17 protein-coding genes are annotated in these 19232 nt (G+C 72.6%); 16 read left to right on the plus strand and 1 reads right to left on the minus strand.

Annotated elements, in window-relative coordinates:
• Positions 1 to 19: 19 nt before the first annotated feature.
• Positions 20 to 529, minus strand: coding sequence for a carbonic anhydrase (locus E4198_RS21330; RefSeq protein WP_136184574.1), 510 nt, complete (start codon positions 527 to 529; stop codon positions 20 to 22).
• A 241-nt stretch (positions 530 to 770) separates the two neighbouring features.
• Here E4198_RS21330 and rsmH point away from each other — a divergent pair, with 241 nt between their 5' ends.
• From rsmH to E4198_RS21410, 16 genes are all read left to right on the plus strand, one after another.
• Complete coding sequence (gene rsmH / locus E4198_RS21335) at positions 771 to 1730, plus strand: 16S rRNA (cytosine(1402)-N(4))-methyltransferase RsmH (RefSeq protein WP_136184575.1); 960 nt, start codon at positions 771 to 773, stop codon at positions 1728 to 1730.
• Positions 1727 to 2254: a septum formation initiator family protein gene (locus tag E4198_RS21340; RefSeq protein WP_136184576.1), complete on the plus strand. Its 528-nt coding sequence runs from the start codon at positions 1727 to 1729 to the stop codon at positions 2252 to 2254. Before rsmH ends, E4198_RS21340 begins: the two co-directional genes overlap by 4 nt.
• Before the next feature lie 194 nt (positions 2255 to 2448).
• Positions 2449 to 4470 carry a penicillin-binding protein 2 gene (locus tag E4198_RS21345; protein WP_247597967.1) on the plus strand — a complete coding sequence of 674 codons (2022 nt, stop codon included), beginning with the start codon at positions 2449 to 2451 and terminating at the stop codon, positions 4468 to 4470.
• Positions 4471 to 4638: 168 nt separating this feature from the next.
• Positions 4639 to 6228, plus strand: a complete 1590-nt coding sequence (locus E4198_RS21350) for a UDP-N-acetylmuramoyl-L-alanyl-D-glutamate--2,6-diaminopimelate ligase (RefSeq protein WP_210732874.1) — start codon at positions 4639 to 4641, stop codon at positions 6226 to 6228.
• Positions 6225 to 7628, plus strand: a complete 1404-nt coding sequence (murF, locus tag E4198_RS21355) for a UDP-N-acetylmuramoyl-tripeptide--D-alanyl-D-alanine ligase (RefSeq protein ID WP_136184579.1) — start codon at positions 6225 to 6227, stop codon at positions 7626 to 7628. Before E4198_RS21350 ends, murF begins: the two co-directional genes overlap by 4 nt.
• Positions 7625 to 8689, plus strand: coding sequence for a phospho-N-acetylmuramoyl-pentapeptide-transferase (gene mraY, locus E4198_RS21360; protein WP_027762549.1), 1065 nt, complete (start codon positions 7625 to 7627; stop codon positions 8687 to 8689). The genes murF and mraY overlap by 4 nt, the downstream gene beginning before the upstream one ends.
• The gene (gene murD / locus E4198_RS21365) at positions 8686 to 10134 is read left to right on the plus strand and encodes a UDP-N-acetylmuramoyl-L-alanine--D-glutamate ligase (protein ID WP_247597783.1); all 1449 of its coding nucleotides are present in this window, start codon (positions 8686 to 8688) and stop codon (positions 10132 to 10134) included. Before mraY ends, murD begins: the two co-directional genes overlap by 4 nt.
• Positions 10135 to 10185: 51 nt before the next feature.
• Positions 10186 to 11658 carry a putative lipid II flippase FtsW gene (ftsW, locus tag E4198_RS21370; protein WP_136184580.1) on the plus strand — a complete coding sequence of 491 codons (1473 nt, stop codon included), beginning with the start codon at positions 10186 to 10188 and terminating at the stop codon, positions 11656 to 11658.
• A 6-nt stretch (positions 11659 to 11664) separates the two neighbouring features.
• Positions 11665 to 12759, plus strand: coding sequence for an undecaprenyldiphospho-muramoylpentapeptide beta-N-acetylglucosaminyltransferase (murG, locus tag E4198_RS21375; RefSeq protein ID WP_136184581.1), 1095 nt, complete (start codon positions 11665 to 11667; stop codon positions 12757 to 12759).
• A gap of 57 nt (positions 12760 to 12816) precedes the next feature.
• The gene (locus tag E4198_RS21380; RefSeq protein WP_136184582.1) at positions 12817 to 13665 is read left to right on the plus strand and encodes an FtsQ-type POTRA domain-containing protein; all 849 of its coding nucleotides are present in this window, start codon (positions 12817 to 12819) and stop codon (positions 13663 to 13665) included.
• A 283-nt stretch (positions 13666 to 13948) separates the two neighbouring features.
• On the plus strand, positions 13949 to 15151 hold the full coding sequence (gene ftsZ / locus E4198_RS21385; RefSeq protein ID WP_136184583.1) for a cell division protein FtsZ: 1203 nt from the start codon (positions 13949 to 13951) through the stop codon (positions 15149 to 15151).
• The gene (gene pgeF / locus E4198_RS21390; RefSeq protein ID WP_136184584.1) at positions 15148 to 15885 is read left to right on the plus strand and encodes a peptidoglycan editing factor PgeF; all 738 of its coding nucleotides are present in this window, start codon (positions 15148 to 15150) and stop codon (positions 15883 to 15885) included. Before ftsZ ends, pgeF begins: the two co-directional genes overlap by 4 nt.
• A gap of 15 nt (positions 15886 to 15900) precedes the next feature.
• Positions 15901 to 16650: a YggS family pyridoxal phosphate-dependent enzyme gene (locus tag E4198_RS21395; protein WP_136184585.1), complete on the plus strand. Its 750-nt coding sequence runs from the start codon at positions 15901 to 15903 to the stop codon at positions 16648 to 16650.
• Positions 16651 to 16838: 188 nt separating this feature from the next.
• A complete protein-coding gene (sepF, locus tag E4198_RS21400; RefSeq protein ID WP_136185535.1) occupies positions 16839 to 17489 on the plus strand; it encodes a cell division protein SepF in 651 nt (216 codons plus the stop codon).
• A gap of 62 nt (positions 17490 to 17551) precedes the next feature.
• Positions 17552 to 17836, plus strand: a complete 285-nt coding sequence (locus E4198_RS21405) for a YggT family protein (protein WP_027762541.1) — start codon at positions 17552 to 17554, stop codon at positions 17834 to 17836.
• 51 nt (positions 17837 to 17887) lie between these two features.
• Positions 17888 to 19114 carry a DivIVA domain-containing protein gene (locus E4198_RS21410; protein WP_136184586.1) on the plus strand — a complete coding sequence of 409 codons (1227 nt, stop codon included), beginning with the start codon at positions 17888 to 17890 and terminating at the stop codon, positions 19112 to 19114.
• Positions 19115 to 19232: the final 118 nt, after the last annotated feature.

Raw genomic sequence — 19232 nt, forward strand, 5'->3', positions numbered from 1 at the left:
GGCGGCGGCCCTTCCGGAGTCAGGCCGCGACCTCCCGCAGCCGCCCGGTGGCCACGTCGAAGACGAAGCCGCGGATGTCGTCGGTGTAGGGCAGGAAGGGTGACCTGCGCAGCCGGTTGATCGACTGGCGCACCTCGTCGTCGAGGTCCTTGAACGCCTCCACGGACCAGGACGGACGCTGCCCGGACTCGGCCTGGAGCTCGTGCCGGAAGTCCTCGGTGATCGTCAGCATTCCGCAGCCGGTGTGGTGCACCACCACCACCGAACGGGTGCCGAGCGCCCGCTGGCTGATGGCCAGGGAACGGATCACGTCGTCGGTGATCACGCCGCCGGCGTTGCGCATGGTGTGGTGGTCGCCGAGTGCGAGACCGAGCGCCGCCGGCACGTCGATGCGGGCGTCCATGCAGGTGACGACCGCGACCTTGCGCGCGGGGCGGGCCTCGAGGCCGGGATCGGTGAACGCGGCCGCGTAACGGGCGTTGGCCTCGACGATGGCGTCGGTGACCCGGCCCTCCGGGGAAGCAGACATGGCGACGAGATTAGTCGCACGCACTGCGCCGGCGCGCCGCGACCCCGTCTGCGGGACCCACGCCGGTCCCGCGGGAGACGCGCCTGACCAGTTCGTTGACCGGGAGATGCGGTGGACTAGAGTGACGCGCAGCGGGAGGCGCGACACTCCCCGCATCCCGAATTCCCCCGCGTGCGCGGCGCGTACGTGCTCCCGGGAGCATGTGCGGTCGGCCGTGGAGACCGCCGGCCGGAGAGTGCACATGAACACGAACGAGCGTCATGTCCCGGTCATGCTGCGCCGTTGCCTGGACCTGCTCGCCCCCGCACTCGCCGAACCCGGTGCCGTCGTGGTCGACTGCACGCTCGGCATGGGCGGGCACAGCGAGGCCCTGCTGGAGACCTTCCCCGCCGCACGCCTGATCGGCCTGGACCGCGACCCGCAGGCCCTGGACCTCGCCGCGGAACGGCTCGCCGCGCACGGGGACCGGGCCACCCTGGTGCACGCCGTCTACGACGAACTGCCCGACGTCCTCGCCCGGCTCGGCACCCCCCGTGTGCAGGGCGTGCTCTTCGACCTCGGCGTGTCGTCCCTGCAGCTGGACGAGGCCGAGCGTGGCTTCGCCTACGCCCAGGACGCTCCGCTGGACATGCGCATGGACCAGACCCGCGGCATCAGCGCGGCCGAGGTCCTCAACACCTACCCGCCCGGCGACCTGGTGCGCATCCTCCGCACCTACGGCGAGGAGAAGCAGGCCAGGCGCATCGTCGAAGCGGTCGTGCGCGAACGTGACGCGCACCCGTTCGACCGCAGCGCCCGGCTGGTCGAGCTCATCCGCGACGCGCTGCCGCAGGCGGCCAAGCGCACCGGCGGCAACCCCGCGAAGCGCACCTTCCAGGCCCTGCGGATCGAGGTCAACGGTGAGCTGCCGGTGCTGGAACGCGCCGTCCCCGCGGCCGTCGACGCGCTCGCCGTCGGAGGCCGGATCGCCGTGCTGTCCTATCACTCGCTGGAGGACCGCCTGGTCAAGAAGGTGCTGGCCGCCGGAGCGACCAGCACCGCGCCCGCCGGCCTGCCGGTGGTCCCCGAGCGGTACCAGCCCCGGCTGAAGCTCCTCACCCGCGGCGCCGAACTGCCCGCCGACGAGGAGATCGCCGCGAACCGCCGCGCCGCCCCCGCCCGGCTGCGCGGCGCCGAGCGCATCCGGGAGGTCCAGGAGTGAACGCCCAGCAGCGCCTCGCCCGCCTCACCCGGTCGGTCGGTGCCGGGCGCACATCCACCGCCGCGCGCACGCCGTTCGTCCTGCTCGTCGTGGTGCTGCTCGGTTCGGGCCTGCTCGCCCTGCTGCTGCTGAACGCGTCCCTGAACACGGGATCGTTCCAGGTCACGCGGCTGGAGCAGCGGACCACCGAGCTGGAGGAGGAGGAGCAGGCGCTTGAGCAGGAGGTGGCGTCCTACTCCGACCCTGCCGGCCTGCGCGAACGTGCCCGCGAACTGGGCATGGTCCCCGGCGGCCCGCCCGCCTTCCTCGAACCGGACGGCACGGTCCGCGGCTCCCCCGAGCCCGCGACCGCGCCGCCCGCGCCCCCGCCCGGGGAAGCCCCGGAGGAGGAGGCGCCCGGACCACCCGCCGAGGCGGGACCGTCCCCGGAGCCGGGAGCGTCCGGCGGGCCGCAGGAGCCCCAGCCGCGGGTGCAGCCGGAGGAGTCCGCGGGGGCCGCGCAGCAGCCCGTCCAGCCCGAGTAGTCGGAACAGGAGAACCGGTGAGCGAACGCAACGGGCCCCCGCGCCGCGTACCCCGTCCCGGCACCGGCCGCACCCCGGACCCGCGCGGGGGCCGCCCCCGCAAGGACTCCCCGCGCGCCGAGGAACCCCGCAGGGACGCCCCCCGGAAGCACACGCCCCGGAAGGACGCCCCGCGCAAGGAAGCGCGCAAGGAGGTGCCCCGCAAGGGTGCCGGGCCGTCCCGGGCGGGCGCCGCGCGCAAGAAGCCCGGACGCGCCCCCACCGCCCCGCCGGCCCGCGGCACCCGCCGCACCCCCGGCGGGGCGCCCCCCTCCCGTTCACGCCCCGCCGGCGCCGGGAGCCGCCCGGGCGGCAGACCGCTGCGCCTCGCCCGTCCCCAGCCCCGGCTCCGGCTGATCGGCGTCGCCGTCACCCTGGTGCTGCTGGTGTTCGCCGGCAGGCTGCTCCAGGTGCAGGCGGTCGACGCCGGCACGTTCGCCGAAGCCGCCGCGACCCACCGCTACGTCACCGTCTCGCTGGCCGCCGAACGCGGCACCATGACCGACCGCGACGGAGTGCCGCTGGCCACCACCGTCGACGCGTACGACATCACCGCCGACCCGCTGCTGTTCACCGAGGAGCACACGGACGTCGGCGACGCCCCCGCGAGGGCCGCCGAACTCCTCGCTCCCATCCTCGACGAGCCCGAGGCCGAGCTGGCCCGCAAGCTCTCCCGCGACGACACCCGCTACGTGCGGCTCGCCCGCCAGCGCACCCCGCAGGACTGGCGGCAGATCAAGGACCTCAAGAGCGCGCTGGCCGGCAAGGCGGCCGAGGGCGACGGCCCCAACGTGCTCGTCGGCGTCTTCTCCGACGCGCACGCCAAACGCGTCTATCCCGGCGACGAACTCGCCGCAGGCGTGCTGGGCTTCGTCAACGCCGCCGGCGAGGGCTCCGGGGGCTTGGAGGCCAAGCTGGAGAAGAAGCTGTCCGGCCGGGACGGCCAGATCACCTACGCCCAGTCCGGCGGCCGGCGCATCCCCACCGCCGACGCCGAGGAGAAGCCCGCCGTCCCGGGCTCCGACATCGAACTGACCCTGGACCGCGACATCCAGTGGGCCGCCCAGCGCGCCATCGGCGAGCAGGTGGAGACGTCGCACGCCGACGGCGGCTACGTGGTCGTGCAGGACGTGCGCAGCGGCGAGATCCTCGCCATGGCCAACGCCCCCACCTTCGACCCCAACCACATCGCCCGCGCCGACAGCTCCACCCTCGGCAACGGCGCGCTCCAGGACGCCTACGAGCCCGGTTCCACGCTGAAGGCCGTCTCTATGGCTGCCGTGCTGGACAAGGGCGTCGCGACCCCGCGCACCCATGTGACCGTGCCCAACCGGCTGCCGCGCGCCGACCGCGCCTTCGCCGACGACGTCGACCACCCCACTTGGTACCTCACCCTCAACGGGGCGCTCGCCAAGTCCAGCAACATCGGCACCATTCTGGCCACGGAGCAGCTCGCCGACTCCCGGTCGGAGACCAACAAGATCATGCACTCCTACCTGCGGAAGTTCGGCCTCGGGCAGGGGACCGGCCTCGACTTCCCCGGCGAGACCCCCGGCCTGCTCGCCGCCCCCGGCGACTGGTCGGCGTCCCAGCAGTACACGATCGCCTTCGGCCAGGGCGTGTCCCTCAACGCCGTCCAGGCCGCGTCGGTCTACTCGACCATCGCGAACGGCGGCGTGCGCACCGAGCCGACCCTGATCCGCGGCACCACCGGTCCGGACGGCGGTTTCACGGCGGCGGCCGAGCCCGACGCGCGCCGGGTGATCAAGGAGGAGACGGCACGCACCCTGTCGAGGATGCTGGAGTCCGTCGTCTCCAGCGACGAGGGCACCGGCACCACCGCCCGCATCCCCGGATACCTCGTCGCCGGCAAGACCGGTACGTCCAACCGGGTGGATCCGCAGACCGGCCGCTACAACGGCTACACCTCGTCCTTCGCGGGTTTCGCGCCCGCGGACGCGCCCCGCGTCACCGTCTACTGCGCGGTGCAGAACCCCCGCAAGGGAAGCTATTTCGGCAGCGAGGTGTGCGGGCCCGTCTTCAAGGACGTCATGTCCTTCTCGCTCAAATCGCTGGGAGTACCGCCGAGCGGAGAGAAGCCCGCCGGCCTGCCCGTGTTCTTCGACCCGGAGCGCGAGAAGGACGACACTGGCCGGAAGGAGGGCGAGCAGCAGTAGCACCCCCCGGGGGGGATCGGCCCAGGGGCCGCCGCGACGGCCCAGCGAACGGAAGACCGGAGCTGTTACGTGGACACGATCACCGACGGCACGGGACGCCGCCCCGCACGGCGCCCGGCAAACCCCTCGCTTCGCGGCGACGACCGCTCGCCGGGTACGCTCACCGCCGTGCCACAAGCTGATCAGATCTCCTCCGCACCGCCTCGTCCGGCCCAGCTGAGCCCCGTACCGCTGAGCGAACTGGCCCGGCAGCTGGGTGTCGACGCGCCCGCCTCCGAAGCCGCGGCGACCGGTATCACCCACGACTCGCGCGCCGTGGTCCCCGGCGACGTCTACGCCGCGCTCTCCGGGGCCCGCTTCCACGGCGCCGACTTCGCCACCCAGGCGGCCAGCCTCGGCGCCGTCGCGGTGCTCACCGACCCCTCCGGCACCGAGCGGGCCGCCGCCACCGGGCTGCCCGTGCTCACCGTGCCCGACCCGCGGGCCCGGATCGGCGCCCTGGCCGCCTCGATCTACGGTGACCCGGGTGACGGCCTGCTGCAGATCGGCATCACCGGCACCTCCGGCAAGACCACCACCAGCTACCTGGTCGAAGGCGGACTGCGCCGGGCCGCGGAGAAGGACGGCGGTGTCACCGGACTGATCGGCACCGTGGAGTCCCGCATCGGCGACGAGCGCCTGAAGTCCGAGCGCACCACGCCGGAGGCCACCGATCTCCAGGCGCTCTTCGCGGTCATGCGCGAACGCGGCGTCACCTCGGTGGCGATGGAGGTCTCCTCGCACGCCCTGGTGCTGGGCCGGGTGGACGGCTGCGTCTTCGACATCGCCGTCTTCACCAACCTCAGCCCGGAGCACCTGGACTTCCACCCGGACATGGAGGACTACTTCCAGGCCAAGCGGCAGCTCTTCACCAAGGCACGCTCCCGCGCCGGCGTGGTGAACCTCGACGACGAGTACGGCTTCCGGCTGATCACCGAGTCCGAGGTGCCCGTCACCACCTTCTCCGCCGAAGGCCACCCGGACGCCGACTGGCGCGCCGCCGACGTCGAGGTCGGTCCGCTCGGCTCCACCTTCACCGTGCACGGCCCGGACGGCCTCACCGTCCAGGCCGCCGCGCCGCTGCCCGGGCCGTTCAACGTCGCCAACGCGCTCGCCGCCATCGCCGCCCTCGTCGCCGCTGGCATCGACCCGCAGACGGCCGCCGACGGCGTCGCCGCGGTACCCGGCGTGCCCGGCCGCCTGGAGCGCGTCGACGCCGGCCAGGACTACCTCGCCGTCGTCGACTACGCCCACAAGCCGGACGCCGTGGAATCGGTGCTCTACGCCATCCGCAAAGTCACCGACGGCCGGGTGCACGCCGTGCTCGGCTGCGGCGGCGACCGCGACCCGCACAAGCGCAACGCCATGGGCGCCGCGCTGTCCCGCCTGTGCGACACGGCCGTGCTGACCTCCGACAACCCGCGCACCGAAGACCCGCTCGCGATCCTCGCCACCATGCTCGCGGGGGCCGCCGAGGTGCCCGCGTACGAACGCGGGACCGTCCTGGTGGAGGAGGACCGGGCCGCCGCGATCGCCTCCGTCGTCGCCCACGCCGAGCCGGGGGACGCCGTCCTCGTGCTGGGCAAGGGCCACGAGCTGGGCCAGGACATCGCCGGAGTGGTCCGCCCGTTCGACGACAAGCTGGTGCTGCGCGAGGCCATCGAGCGGACGCGCGCCGCCGGTGCCCCGACCTCCCGGACAGACGACAAGATTTCATGATCCCCCTCTCTCTCGCCGAGATCGCCGCTGTCGTCTCCGGGCAGCAGTGCGACATACCGGACCCCGACGTCCGTGTCACCGGTCCCGTGGTGAAGGACTCCCGCGAGGTCGAGGCCGGGGCGCTCTTCGTCGCGTTCCCCGGCGCCCGGGCGGACGGCCACGACTTCGCGACCGGGGCCGTCGAGGCCGGTGCGGCCGCCGTGCTGGCCACCCGGCCGGTGGGCGTGCCCGCGATCGTCGTCGACGACGTGACGGCCGCCCTCGGAGCGCTCGCCCGCCACCTCGTGCGGACTCTGGGCGCCGAGGTGGTCGCCCTCACCGGCTCCGCCGGGAAGACCGGCACCAAGGACCTCATCGCCCAGCTGCTGGAACGCCTCGCCCCGACGGTCTACCCCGCCGGGAACCTCAACAACGAGATCGGGCTGCCGTTGACCGCGCTCCGCGCCGACGAGCACACCCGGCACCTCGTGCTGGAGATGGGCGCCCGCGGCATCGGCCACATCCGCTACCTCGCCGGCCTCACCCCGCCCCGTATCGGCGTCGTCCTCAACGTCGGCACCGCGCACCTCGGCGAGTTCGGCGGCCGCGAGCAGATCGCGCAGGCCAAGGGCGAGCTGGTCGAGGCGCTGCCGCCGGCCGACGCGGGCGGCGTGGCCGTCCTCAACGCCGACGACCCGCTGGTCCGCGCCATGTCCGCCCGCACCCGCGCACGCGTGGTGCTCTTCGGCGAGGCGGGCGAAGCGGACGTACGCGCCGAGAACGTGCACCTCGACGACCGCGGGCGGCCCGCTTTCACGCTTCACACACCCACCGGGTGCAGCGACGTGACCCTCCGCCTGTACGGTGAGCACCACGTGTCGAACGCGCTCGCCGCGGCGGCCGTGGCCCATGAACTGGGCATGCCCGCTTCCGAGATCGCCGCGGCACTCGGCGCGGCGGGCACGCTCTCGCGCTGGCGGATGGAGGTCAGCGAGCGCGCCGACGGAGTCACGGTCGTCAACGACGCCTACAACGCCAGTCCCGACTCCATGCGGGCCGCGCTCCGCGCGCTCGCGGCGATGGGCCGGGGGCGGCGGACCTGGGCGGTTCTCGGCGAGATGGCCGAGCTCGGTGACCAGGCACTCGCCGAGCACGACGCGGTCGGACGGCTCGCCGTCCGGCTCAACGTCCACAAGCTCGTGGCGGTGGGCGGCCGGGAGGCCGCCTGGCTCGACATGGGCGCCAAGAACGAGGGTTCGTGGGGTGAGGAGTCGGTGCACGTATCCGACGCTCAGGCGGCGATCGAGCTGCTGGGTGAGGAACTGCGTCCGGGGGATGTGGTTCTGGTGAAGGCGTCCCGTTCGGTCGGTCTGGAGCGTGTGGCGCTCGGCCTGCTCGAGGGCGAGGTTCCTGCTCGATGAGGCAGATCCTCTTCTCCGGGGTCATCGGTCTGTTCCTGTCGCTCATCGGGACCCCGCTGCTGATCAAGCTGCTCGCGTCCCGCGGCTACGGCCAGTTCATCCGCGACGACGGGCCGCAGAACCACCACAGCAAGCGTGGCACCCCCACCATGGGCGGTATCGCGTTCATCCTGGCGACGCTGATCGCCTACGCGGTCACCAAGCTGGTGACGGGCAGTGAGCCCACCTTCTCCGGCGTGCTGGTGCTGTTCCTCTTCGCTGGTATGGGCCTCGTCGGGTTCCTCGACGACTACATCAAGATCGTCAAACAGCGCAGCCTCGGCCTTCGGGCGAAGGCGAAGATGGCCGGACAGCTGATCGTCGGCATCGGCTTCGCGATCCTGGCGCTGAACTTCCCCGACGAGCGCGGCCTGAGCCCCGCTTCGACGAAGCTGTCCTTCACCCAGGACTTCGGCTGGTCCATCGGCCCGGTGCTGTTCGTGGTCTGGGCGCTGTTCATGATCCTCGCCATGTCCAACGGCGTGAACCTGACGGACGGTCTGGACGGCCTGGCCACCGGTGCGTCGGTGATGGTCTTCGGCGCCTACACCTTCATCGGTGTCTGGGAGTACCAGGAGTCCTGCGCCAACCCGGCCACCGCCGGCCCCGGCTGCTACGAGGTGCGCGACCCGCTCGACCTCGCCGTGGTCGCCGCAGCGCTGATGGGCGCCTGCTTCGGGTTCCTGTGGTGGAACACCTCGCCCGCGAAGATCTTCATGGGCGACACCGGCTCGCTCGCCCTGGGCGGGGCCCTGGCGGGCCTGGCCATCTGCTCCCGCACGGAACTGCTGCTCGCCGTCCTCGGCGGCCTGTTCGTCCTCATCACCATGTCCGTGGTGATCCAGGTCGGCTCGTTCCGTCTCACCGGCAAACGCGTCTTCAAGATGGCGCCGCTGCAACACCACTTCGAACTCAAGGGGTGGTCCGAAGTCCTTGTGGTGGTCCGCTTCTGGATCATCCAGGGCATGTGCGCGATCGTCGGCGTCGGCATCTTCTTCGCCGCCTGGGCGGCGGCGAAGTGACTGCCGCCCCGGGCCCGGAGGACTTCACCGGTCGGCGTGTCGTCGTGGCCGGGCTGGGCGTGAGCGGCGTCAGCGCCGCACGCGTCCTGGCCCGGCTCGGGGCCTGCGTCACCGTCGTCGACGGCGGTGACAGCGACGCGCACCGCGACCGTGCCGCCGCCCTCGGCGCGGACGACGTCGCCGTCCGCCTCGGCGACGGCGCCACCCTCCCCGAGGGCACCGACCTGATCGTCACCTCGCCCGGGTGGAAGCCGGACAGTCCGCTGTTCGCCGCGGCCGCCGCGCACGACGTGCCGGTGTGGGGCGACGTCGAGCTGGCCTGGCGGCTGCGCGAGGGGCCCGGGCGGCACGCCGCGCAGTGGCTGGCCGTCACCGGCACCAACGGCAAGACGACCACGGTCCAGATGCTCGCCTCGATCCTGGAGGCCGCCGGGCTGCGCACCGCGGCAGTCGGCAACATCGGCACCCCGTTGCTGGACGTGGTGCTCTCCGGGGAGCACCACGACGTGCTCGCCGTCGAACTGTCCAGTTACCAGCTGCACTGGGCGCCCAGCGTCCGCGCGCACTCCGCGGCAGTCCTCAACCTTGCCCCGGACCACCTCGACTGGCACGGCTCCATGGCGGCCTACGCCGCGGACAAGGGCCGCATCTACGAGGGCAACCAGGTCGCCTGCGTCTACAACGCCGCCGACCCGGCCACCGAAGAACTCGTCCGCGAGGCGGACGTCGTCGAGGGCTGCCGTGCCATCGGCTTCACCCTCGGCGCCCCCCGGCCCTCGGAGTTCGGCGTGGTCGACGGCGTCCTCGTGGACCGCGCCTTCGTGCCGGACCGGCAGCGGAACGCGCAGGAACTCGCCGAGGTCACCGACGTCACCCCGGCCGCCCCCCACAACATCGCCAACGCGCTCGCAGCCGCCGCGCTGGCCCGCGCGTACGGCGTCGCGCCCGCAGCCGTACGCGAGGGCCTGCGGACCTTCCGCCCCGACGCGCACCGTATCGAGCACGTCGCCGACGTCGGCGGCGTCGCCTACGTGGACGACTCGAAGGCCACCAACACCCACGCCGCCGAGGCCTCCCTGGCCGCCTACGAATCCATCGTCTGGATCGCCGGCGGCCTCGCCAAAGGCGCCACGTTCGACGACCTCGTCGCCCGTGCGGTGAAGCGTCTGCGCGGGGCCGTGCTGATCGGCGCCGACCGGGCCCTGATCGCCGAAGCCCTCGCGCGACACGCCCCGGATGTCCCGGTCGTCGACCTCGAACGGACGGACACTGGTGCGATGGCGGCCGCCGTCCGCGAGGCCACCCGTCTCGCCGGACCCGGCGACACGGTGCTGATGGCACCGGCCTGCGCCTCCATGGACATGTTCACCAACTACAACACGCGCGGTGAGGCCTTCGCCGAGGCCGTCCACGCACTGGGCTCCGGCCCGGCGGCCGGCGACTGAGCGCAGCCTCCCCGGGGCCGAGGACCGGGTGGGACGAAGGGGACGACGCGCATGACGGCCGACGCGACACCGCACCGCCCGGCGGGCACCACCCGTCGGCCGGGCCGGGAGGGGGCGCGGCAGGCCGCACGGACCGCAGCTGGCCGCGGCCCGGCCACCGTCTACGCGGCAGGCGCCCGCACCCGCCGCTCGCCCGTGCCCCGCCGGGCACCCGCCCCCCGCAGGCCCCCGCGCCTGCCAGGCGGTGAGGGAGGCCCGCTGGGCAGGGCGTACCGGCGCGCCTGCCGGGCCTGGGACCGCCCGCTCACGGCGTACTACCTGATCATGGGATCGGCGCTGCTGGTCACCGTGCTCGGACTCGTGATGGTCTTCTCCGCCTCGCAGATCGAGGCGCTGCGGTACGGGCTGTCGTCCACCTACTACTTCCAGAAGCAGGTCTTGGCCGCGCTCCTGGGCGCGATGCTACTGCTGATCGCCGTGCGGATGCCCGTCGCGCTGCACCGCGCCTGCGCCTACCCGCTGCTCGCCGTCTCGGTGTTCCTCATGTGCCTGGTCCAGGTGCCCGGCATAGGAGTCGAGGTCAACGGCAACCAGAACTGGATCGGCCTCGGCGGCCCCTTCCAGCTCCAGCCCAGCGAGTTCGGCAAGCTGGCACTCGTCCTGTGGGGCGCCGACCTCCTCGCCCGCAAGCGGGAGAAGGGCCCGATGACGCAGTGGCGCCATCTGCTGGTGCCGCTGGTGCCCGTCGCCCTGCTACTGCTCGGGCTCATCATGCTCGGCGGAGACATGGGCACTGCCATGATCGTCGCCGCCATCGCCCTCGGCCTGCTCTGGCTCGCCGGAGCCCCCACCCGCCTGTTCGCGTCGGTGCTCGGTGTCGGTGCGGTGCTGGCCGCCCTGCTCGTTTGGAGCAGCCCCAACCGGATGTCCCGGCTCCAGTGCCTGGGCGTGACCGACCCGGACGCCGGCGCGCTGGACCCCTGCTGGCAGGCCGTGCACGGCATCTATGCCCTCGCGTCGGGCGGCCTGTTCGGCTCCGGGCTCGGGGCGAGCGTGGAGAAATGGGGTCAACTACCCGAACCTCACACCGACTTCATCTTCGCCGTGACCGGGGAGGAACTCGGACTGGCGGGGACGCTGTCGGTGCTCGCTCTCTTCGCGGCTCTAGGCTATGCGGGTATCCGCGTGGCCGGACGCACGGAGGACCCCTTCGTGAGGTATGCCGCGGGAGGCGTGACCACCTGGATCGCGGTGCAGGCCGGGATCAACATCGGTGCGGTGCTCGGCCTGCTGCCGATCGCCGGCGTCCCCCTCCCGCTGTTCTCCTACGGAGGCTCCGCCCTGCTGCCGACGATGTTCGCGGTCGGTCTGCTGATCGCGTTCGCGCGCAGCGACCCGGCCGCACGGGCGGCACTGGCCGCGCGGCAGCCCGCCCTCGGGGGACTCCTCCGCCGCGGCCGGGCTGGGCGTAAAGGGAAGACGATGAGACGGCGGTCCGGAAGGCCGCCGTCCGGAGAGCGGTGAATTTCGGTGCATGTCGTACTCGCCGGCGGGGGGACCGCCGGCCACATCGAGCCCGCGCTCGCCCTCGCGGACGCCCTGCGCAGGCAGGACCCCACCGTGGGCATCACGGCCCTCGGAACGGAGCGCGGACTCGAGACCCGGCTGGTGCCGGAGCGCGGCTACGAACTCGGCCTGATCCCGGCGGTGCCGCTGCCGCGCAAACCCACGCCCGAGCTCATCACCGTGCCCGGGCGGCTGCGCGGCACCATCAAGGCCGCCGAGCAGATCCTGGAGCGCACCAAGGCCGACTGCGTCGTCGGCTTCGGCGGCTACGTCGCCCTGCCCGGCTACCTCGCCGCCAAGCGGCTCGGCGTCCCCATCGTGGTGCACGAGGCCAACGCTCGCCCCGGTCTCGCCAACAAGATCGGCTCCCGCTACACCCAGTACGTGGCCGTCTCCACGCCGGACAGCAAGCTGCGGCACGCCCGCTACGTGGGCATCCCGCTGCGCCGCTCCATCGCCACCCTGGACCGTCGCGCGGCGCGCCCGGAGGCGCGGGCCGCGTTCGGGCTGGACGCCAACCTGCCGACCCTGCTGGTCACCGGCGGCTCGCAGGGCGCGCGCCGGCTCAACGAGGTCGTGCAGTCCGTCGTCCCGCAGCTCCAGCGCGCCGGCATCCAGGTGCTGCACGCGGTCGGCCCGAAGAACGAACTGCCGCAGGTCGACCACATGCCCGGCATGCCGCCCTATGTGCCGGTACCGTATGTGGACCGCATGGACCTCGCGTACGCCGCGGCGGACATGATGCTCTGCCGCGCGGGCGCGATGACCGTCGCGGAGCTGTCGGCCGTCGGACTGCCGGCGGCGTACGTACCCCTGCCGATCGGCAACGGCGAACAGCGACTCAACGCCCAGCCGGTGGTCAAGGCGGGCGGCGGCCTGCTGGTCGACGACGCCGAGCTGTCGGCGGAGTGGATCCGGGACCACGTGCTCCCGGTCCTCTCCGACCCGCACCGGCTGCACCACATGGCCCGCGCCGCCGCCGAGTTCGGCCGCCCGGACGCGGACGACCTGCTGGTCGGCATGGTGCACGAGGCGATGTCGGCACGCCGTCAGGCGTAGGCACACCCGCCTCCGGGTGCGGTACCGCGCCCGGAGGCCGAGGAGAGGGCAGGGAGCGTGGCCGGACCCGCACAGGCCGCCGAGCGGCACACGGACGAGCGGCGGACGGGGGAGGACCCCGCCGCGGCCCCCGCCGAGCCGTCCGTCCGGCGCCGCCTCCCCCGCCCCGGCCGCCGCGCCCTCCTGGTCCTCGTCGTCCTGGCGCTGCTGCTGGGCGCCTTCGGCGTCTGGGCGCTCTACGGCTCCTCCTGGCTGCGCGTCGAGAAGGTCTCCGTCGACGGCACCCGCGTCCTGACGGAGCGCCGCGTGCTCGACGCCGCCGACGTTCCACTCGGTGCTCCGCTCGCGTCCCTCGACGCGACCGCCGTGGAACGCCGGGTACGGGAGACGCTGCGCCGCGTCGACGAGGTCCGGGTGGTCCGCGCCTGGCCGCACGGCGTGGGCGTGCACGTGACCGAACGGCGCCCCGTGCTGTTGCTCCGCAAGGACGGCGGCGACACGGGGGAGGGCGCCCGGTACGTCGAAGTGGACGCCGAAGGCGTGCGCTTCGCGACTGTCGGTGAAGCTCCGGAAGGCGTTCCGTTTCTCGCCGTCGAACCGCGCGCCGACGCCCAAGCGCAGCAGCGTTTCAGTGCCCGGGCCCTGCGCCGGGCCGCGGCCGACGTCCTCGCCGGTCTGCCCGCCGGGGTACGCGAGGACGCCCGCACGGTCAGGGCCGCCTCCTACGATGCGCTCACCGTCGAACTGACCGGCGCCCGCACGGTGCGGTGGGGGAGCGCCGAACGCGGCACGGCGAAGAACAGGGCGCTGCGCGCCCTGATGAAGGCTTCTCCCGACGCCGCGCACTTCGACGTCTCCGCCCCCACCGCTCCTGCGGCCTCCCCTTCGCGCCCTTCTCCGCCCTGACCCCTGACGCCCCCGCAGGCCGCAGCAGTCTCAACCGAGTTGACGTACATACCCGCAGGCCAGCACCCTGGTGGATCACCGGACGGCCTGATCACATAGGGTGAAAAGAAAAACGGGAGGTTCGGCGTGTTCGTTGAACACCCAGCACTTGTCGACTTAGTGTCCGTTGCGAAGAGTCCAGAGAAGTACGAGCACGGTTAACCCTAGACTTAAGGGTCGGGGTTCAGGTCGGCATTCGGACCGCCCAGCAGGGAAACGTAACTCGAGGCGAGAGGCCTTCGACGTGGCAGCACCGCAGAACTACCTCGCAGTCATCAAGGTCGTCGGTATCGGCGGCGGTGGCGTGAACGCCATCAACCGGATGATCGAGGTCGGTCTCAAGGGCGTCGAGTTCATCGCGATCAACACCGATGCGCAGGCCCTGTTGATGAGCGACGCCGACGTCAAGCTCGACGTGGGCCGCGAGCTCACCCGTGGGCTCGGAGCCGGGGCCAACCCCGACGTCGGCCGCAAGGCCGCCGAGGACCACCGCGAGGAGATCGAGGAGGTCCTCAAGGGGGCCGACATGGTCTTCGTCACCGCCGGTGAAGGCGGCGGCACCGGCACCGGCGGCGCGCCCGTCGTGGCCAACATCGCGCGTTCACTCGGCGCCCTCACCATCGGCGTCGTCACCCGTCCGTTCACCTTCGAGGGCCGTCGCCGGGCGAACCAGGCCGAGGACGGTATCGCCGGCCTGCGGGACGAGGTCGACACCCTCATCGTGATCCCGAACGACCGGCTGCTGTCCATCTCCGACCGTCAGGTGAGCGTGCTCGACGCGTTCAAGTCGGCCGACCAGGTCCTGCTTTCGGGTGTGCAGGGCATCACCGACCTGATCACCACGCCCGGTCTGATCAACCTCGACTTCGCCGACGTCAAGTCCGTGATGTCCGAGGCGGGCTCCGCGCTGATGGGCATCGGCTCGGCGCGTGGCGACGACCGTGCGGTGGCCGCCGCCGAGATGGCGATCTCCTCGCCGCTGCTGGAGGCCTCCATCGACGGCGCCAGAGGCGTACTGCTGTCCATCTCCGGCGGCTCGGACCTCGGTCTCTTCGAAATCAACGAGGCCGCCCAACTGGTCAGCGAGGCGGCCCACCCGGAGGCGAACATCATCTTCGGCGCGGTCATCGACGACGCCCTCGGCGACGAGGTGCGGGTCACCGTGATCGCCGCCGGCTTCGACGGGGGCCAGCCGCCGCCGAAGAACCGCGACAAGGTGCTCGGCGCGTACGGGTCCCGGGACGACTCCTCCTCTTCCTCCCGCACCTCCGACGAGGGCGGGGAGCGGCCCGCGCTCGGGGTGCTCACCCCGCGCGACGAGGAGACCCCCGCCCCGCAGCCGGTCGCCGGGGCCGACGCTCCGCCGCCGGCTCCCCAGGTGCCGCCCGCCCGTCCGTACCAGGACAGCCAGGCCGAAGAGCTGGACGTGCCGGACTTCCTGAAGTGATAGGCCTGCACGACACGCTGAGCGGCGCCCACTTCGCCTTCACCGACCGGTGGGGCGGGGTGAGCGCCGCTCCTCGTGACACCCTCAACCTCGGCGGAGCGGTCGGCGACGACCCCGCCGCCGTGCGGCGCAATCGCGCGCTGGCCGCCGGAAGTCTGGGGATCGACCCGGACCGGGTCGTCTGGATGAACCAGGTGCACGGCCGTGAGGTCGCGGTCGTGGACGAGGCCCCGCCTCTCTCCAAACGCGCGGTGGCCGAGGTCGACGGCGTGGTCACCGCGCGCCGCGGCCTCGCGCTCGCCGTACTCACCGCCGACTGCACCCCCGTGCTGCTCGCCGACCCCGGGGCCGGGGTGGCCGGCGCCGCCCATGCCGGACGCCCGGGGCTGGTGGCCGGCGTGGTGCCTGCGACGATCGAGGCCATGGTGCGCCTGGGTGCCGACACCTCCCGCATGATCGCGCGGACCGGACCCGCGGTGTGCGGTCGCTGCTACGAGGTGCCGGAGGAGATGCGTGCCGAGGTGGCGGCCGCCGTGCCGGCGGCGTACGCGGCCACTTCGTGGGGCACGCCGGCGGTCGACGTCGCGGCGGGGGTGCGCTCCCAGTTGCGTGCCGCCGGTGTCGTGGCCCTGGAACAGTCCGCGGTCTGCACACTCGAGTCGGACGACCACTTCTCCTACCGTCGCGAGCGCGACACGGGCCGGCTCGGGAGCTACGTCTGGCTGGACGACTGAGGGAAAGATCACACGATGAACGACGACACCCCCGTCCGCTCCGCGACCGGCGACAGGCGGGCCGAACTCGCCGCCGGCCTCGCCTCGGTGGAGGAGCGCATCGCGCACGCCTGCGAGGCGGCCGGCCGTCCCCGGGAGGCGGTGACCCTGGTCGTCGTGACCAAGACCCACCCGGCGAGTGACGTACGGCTGCTGTCGGAGCTCGGTGTCCGGCACGTCGCGGAGAACCGGGACCAGGACGCCGCCCCGAAGGCCGCGCAGTGCACGGACCTGCCCCTGACCTGGCACTTCGTCGGCCAGTTGCAGACCAACAAGGCACGCTCGGTGGCCGGATATGCCGATTTCGTGCACTCCGTCGACCGCTTGCGCCTGGTGAGGTCCCTGGCCAACGCGGCCGCGCCGCGGGACCGGGAACTGGGCTGCCTGATCCAGGTCGGGCTGGACGCGGAAAGCGACGACGCCGGGCCGCGCGGCGGCGCCGCACCGGACCGGGTCCCCGAACTGGCCGATGCCGTGGCCGAGGCCCGGGGGTTGCGTCTGGACGGAGTGATGACCGTGGCCCCGCTGGCGGGCCCGTACGCGGGCAGGCCGGGTGAGGCGTTCGCACGGCTGCGGGAAATCTCAACCCGCCTGCGCACAGCGCATCCTGCTGCGACGATGGTGTCCGCAGGGATGAGCGCGGACCTCGAGGAGGCGATTTCCGCGGGCGCGACACATGTCCGCGTCGGAAGCGCGGTACTCGGAGTCCGACCCCGGCTCCGGTAACGTCGCCAAGCAAGTCGGACCACAGCAGAAAATATGGTCATTCCGTCCTGGTGGACAGGCCGGCAGGCGGGAGGGCCACGTGGAGCCAAGGTCGCCGGCGACGGAGCCTTACGGCCTCCCCGCAGGAGGCAGGAGTGGGGTCTCCCGCCGAGGGCAGGGGAACCACCACAGAGCGGAGGATGCAGTCAATGGCCGGCGCGATGCGCAAGATGGCGGTCTACCTCGGCCTCGTGGAGGACGACGGTTACGACGGCCCGGGGTTCGACCCCGACGACGAGTTCGAGCCCGAGCCGGAGCCCGAGCGGGACCGGCGTCGGCACCAGGAATCCCCCCAGCATTCCCTGTCGCGGCACTCCCTGGAGAAGGCGGAGCCCGAGGAGTCCCTCCGGGCCGTGCATCCGCCGGCCCAGCGGGACCGCGAGGCGTCACCGACGCCCGTGTCCGCCGGCGAAAGCGGACGAGGCGGGAGAATTGCTCCCGTGTCATCCATCACACCTGAACGTCAGAACCTGGAGAAGAGCGCACCGGTGATCATGCCCAAGGTCGTGTCCGAGCGGGAGCCCTACCGGATCACCACGCTGCACCCGCGGACCTACAACGAGGCCCGTACCATCGGGGAACACTTCCGCGAGGGCACCCCGGTGATCATGAACCTGACCGAGATGGACGACACCGATGCGAAGCGACTTGTCGACTTTGCGGCCGGGCTGGTGTTCGGTCTGCACGGCAGCATCGAACGGGTGACGCAGAAGGTCTTCCTCCTGTCTCCTGCTAACGTCGATGTAACGGCGGAGGACAAGGCCCGCATCGCAGAGGGCGGGTTCTTCAACCAGAGCTGAGACGCAGGACCGGAACACGCGGCCAGGAGGGCCGCACGAGCCAAGGGGAGAGGCACAGCAAGATGGCCGTCTGGCAGCAGGTGATCTACATCGCCTTGTGGTGCTTCATGCTCGTGCTGATCTTCCGGCTCGTGATGGACTACGTCTTCCAGTTCGCCCGCTCATGGCAACCCGGCAAGGCGATGGTGGTGGTCCTGGAGGCCACCTACACTGTCACTGATCCGCCACTCAAGCTCCTGCGGCGGTTCATCCCGCCGCTACGCTTCGGGGGCGTGGCGCTCGACCTGTCCTTCTTCGTGCTCATGATCATCGTCTACATCCTGATCAACGTCGTGGCCAGGCTGTGAACGATTCCTATGGTCTTGCCGATATGCCGACGAATACGTTGAGGTGAAGAGATGTCACTGACCCCCGAGGACGTGCGGAACAAGCAGTTCACGACCGTCCGTCTGCGAGAGGGCTATGACGAGGACGAGGTCGACGCCTTTCTCGACGAGGTCGAAGCCGAGCTGACCCGTCTGCTCCGTGAGAACGAGGACCTGCGCGCCAAGCTGGCCGCCGCGACCCGTGCCGCTCAGCAGAACCAGCAGCAGGGCCGCAAGCCTCCGGAGGGCCAGGAACGTCCCGGCGGGGCGCCGGTGCCCGCCGCCATATCAGGACCGCAGCCGGTTCCCCCGGGCCAGCACGGCCCGGGCGGACACGGTCCGGGCGGACACGGTCCGGGCGGACACGGCGGTCCGGGCGGACATGGTCCGGGCGGACACGGCGGTCCGGGCGGACATGGTCCGGGCGGTCACGGCGGTCCGGGCGGCCCCGGTGGACACGGCCCGCAAGGCGGCCCGCCCCAGCTTCCCGGCGGTCAGCCGCAGCTCCCGGCCGGTCCCGGCGGTCCCATGGGCCCCGGCGGACCCGGCCACGGCCCGCAGGGCGGCCCCATGGGTCCCGGCGGCCCGCAGCTTCCCGGTGGCGGTCAGAACAACGACAGTGCCGCCCGGGTGCTCTCTCTCGCCCAGCAGACCGCGGACCAGGCGATCGCTGAGGCGCGGTCCGAGGCCAACAAGATCGTCGGCGAGGCCCGCAGCCGCGCCGAGGGCCTGGAGCGGGACGCCCGCGCCAAGGCGGACGCCCTGGAGCGGGACGCCCAGGAGAAGCACCGCGTCGCCATGGGCTCCCTGGAGTCCGCGCGCGCGACGCTGGAGCGCAAGGTCGAGGACCTGCGCGGCTTCGAGCGGGAGTACCGCACGCGCCTGAAGTCGTACCTGGAGAGCCAGCTCCGCCAGCTGGAGAACCAGGCCGACGACTCGCTGGCTCCGTCCCGGACGCCCGCGGCGGCTTCGCTGCCCCCGTCTCCGTCGATGGCCTCCGCGGGTGCCCCCGGCGGCGGCACCATGGGCGGTCACCAGTCGATGGGCGGCGGCCAGGGCATGGGCGGTCATGGCGGCCCCGGGCACGGCGGCCACACGCAGGGCGGCCACACGCAGGGCGGCGGTCAGAGCTACGGCGGCGGCCAGCAGCAGATGTCGCCCGCGATGACCCAGCCGATGGCGCCGGTCCGCCCGCAGGGCGGTCCGCAGGCGGCGCCTTCGCCGATGCGCGGCTTCCTCATCGACGAGGACGACAACTGAACGGCTGACACCTCACAGCCGACCACGGCGGCGGGCCCCGAGCAACGCTCGGAGCCCGCCGCCGTTTCCGCGCTCACCACGACCTGCGGTCACTGCGCCAGAGGCCGGAGCGCGGCGA

The organism is Streptomyces sp. RKND-216 (genome assembly GCF_004795255.1).
Taxonomy (GTDB): Bacteria; Actinomycetota; Actinomycetes; order Streptomycetales; family Streptomycetaceae; genus Streptomyces; species Streptomyces hazeniae.

Coding starts and splice junctions, on each gene's coding strand:
- E4198_RS21405 (WP_027762541.1), top strand. CDS start 17,552: ATGGCCGTCTGGCAGCAGGTGATCTACATCGCCTTGTGGTGCTTCATG.
- E4198_RS21395 (WP_136184585.1), top strand. CDS start 15,901: ATGAACGACGACACCCCCGTCCGCTCCGCGACCGGCGACAGGCGGGCC.
- rsmH (WP_136184575.1), top strand. CDS start 771: ATGAACACGAACGAGCGTCATGTCCCGGTCATGCTGCGCCGTTGCCTG.
- sepF (WP_136185535.1), top strand. CDS start 16,839: ATGGCCGGCGCGATGCGCAAGATGGCGGTCTACCTCGGCCTCGTGGAG.
- E4198_RS21330 (WP_136184574.1), bottom strand. CDS start 529: ATGTCTGCTTCCCCGGAGGGCCGGGTCACCGACGCCATCGTCGAGGCC.
- E4198_RS21410 (WP_136184586.1), top strand. CDS start 17,888: ATGTCACTGACCCCCGAGGACGTGCGGAACAAGCAGTTCACGACCGTC.
- mraY (WP_027762549.1), top strand. CDS start 7,625: ATGAGGCAGATCCTCTTCTCCGGGGTCATCGGTCTGTTCCTGTCGCTC.
- murF (WP_136184579.1), top strand. CDS start 6,225: ATGATCCCCCTCTCTCTCGCCGAGATCGCCGCTGTCGTCTCCGGGCAG.
- ftsW (WP_136184580.1), top strand. CDS start 10,186: ATGACGGCCGACGCGACACCGCACCGCCCGGCGGGCACCACCCGTCGG.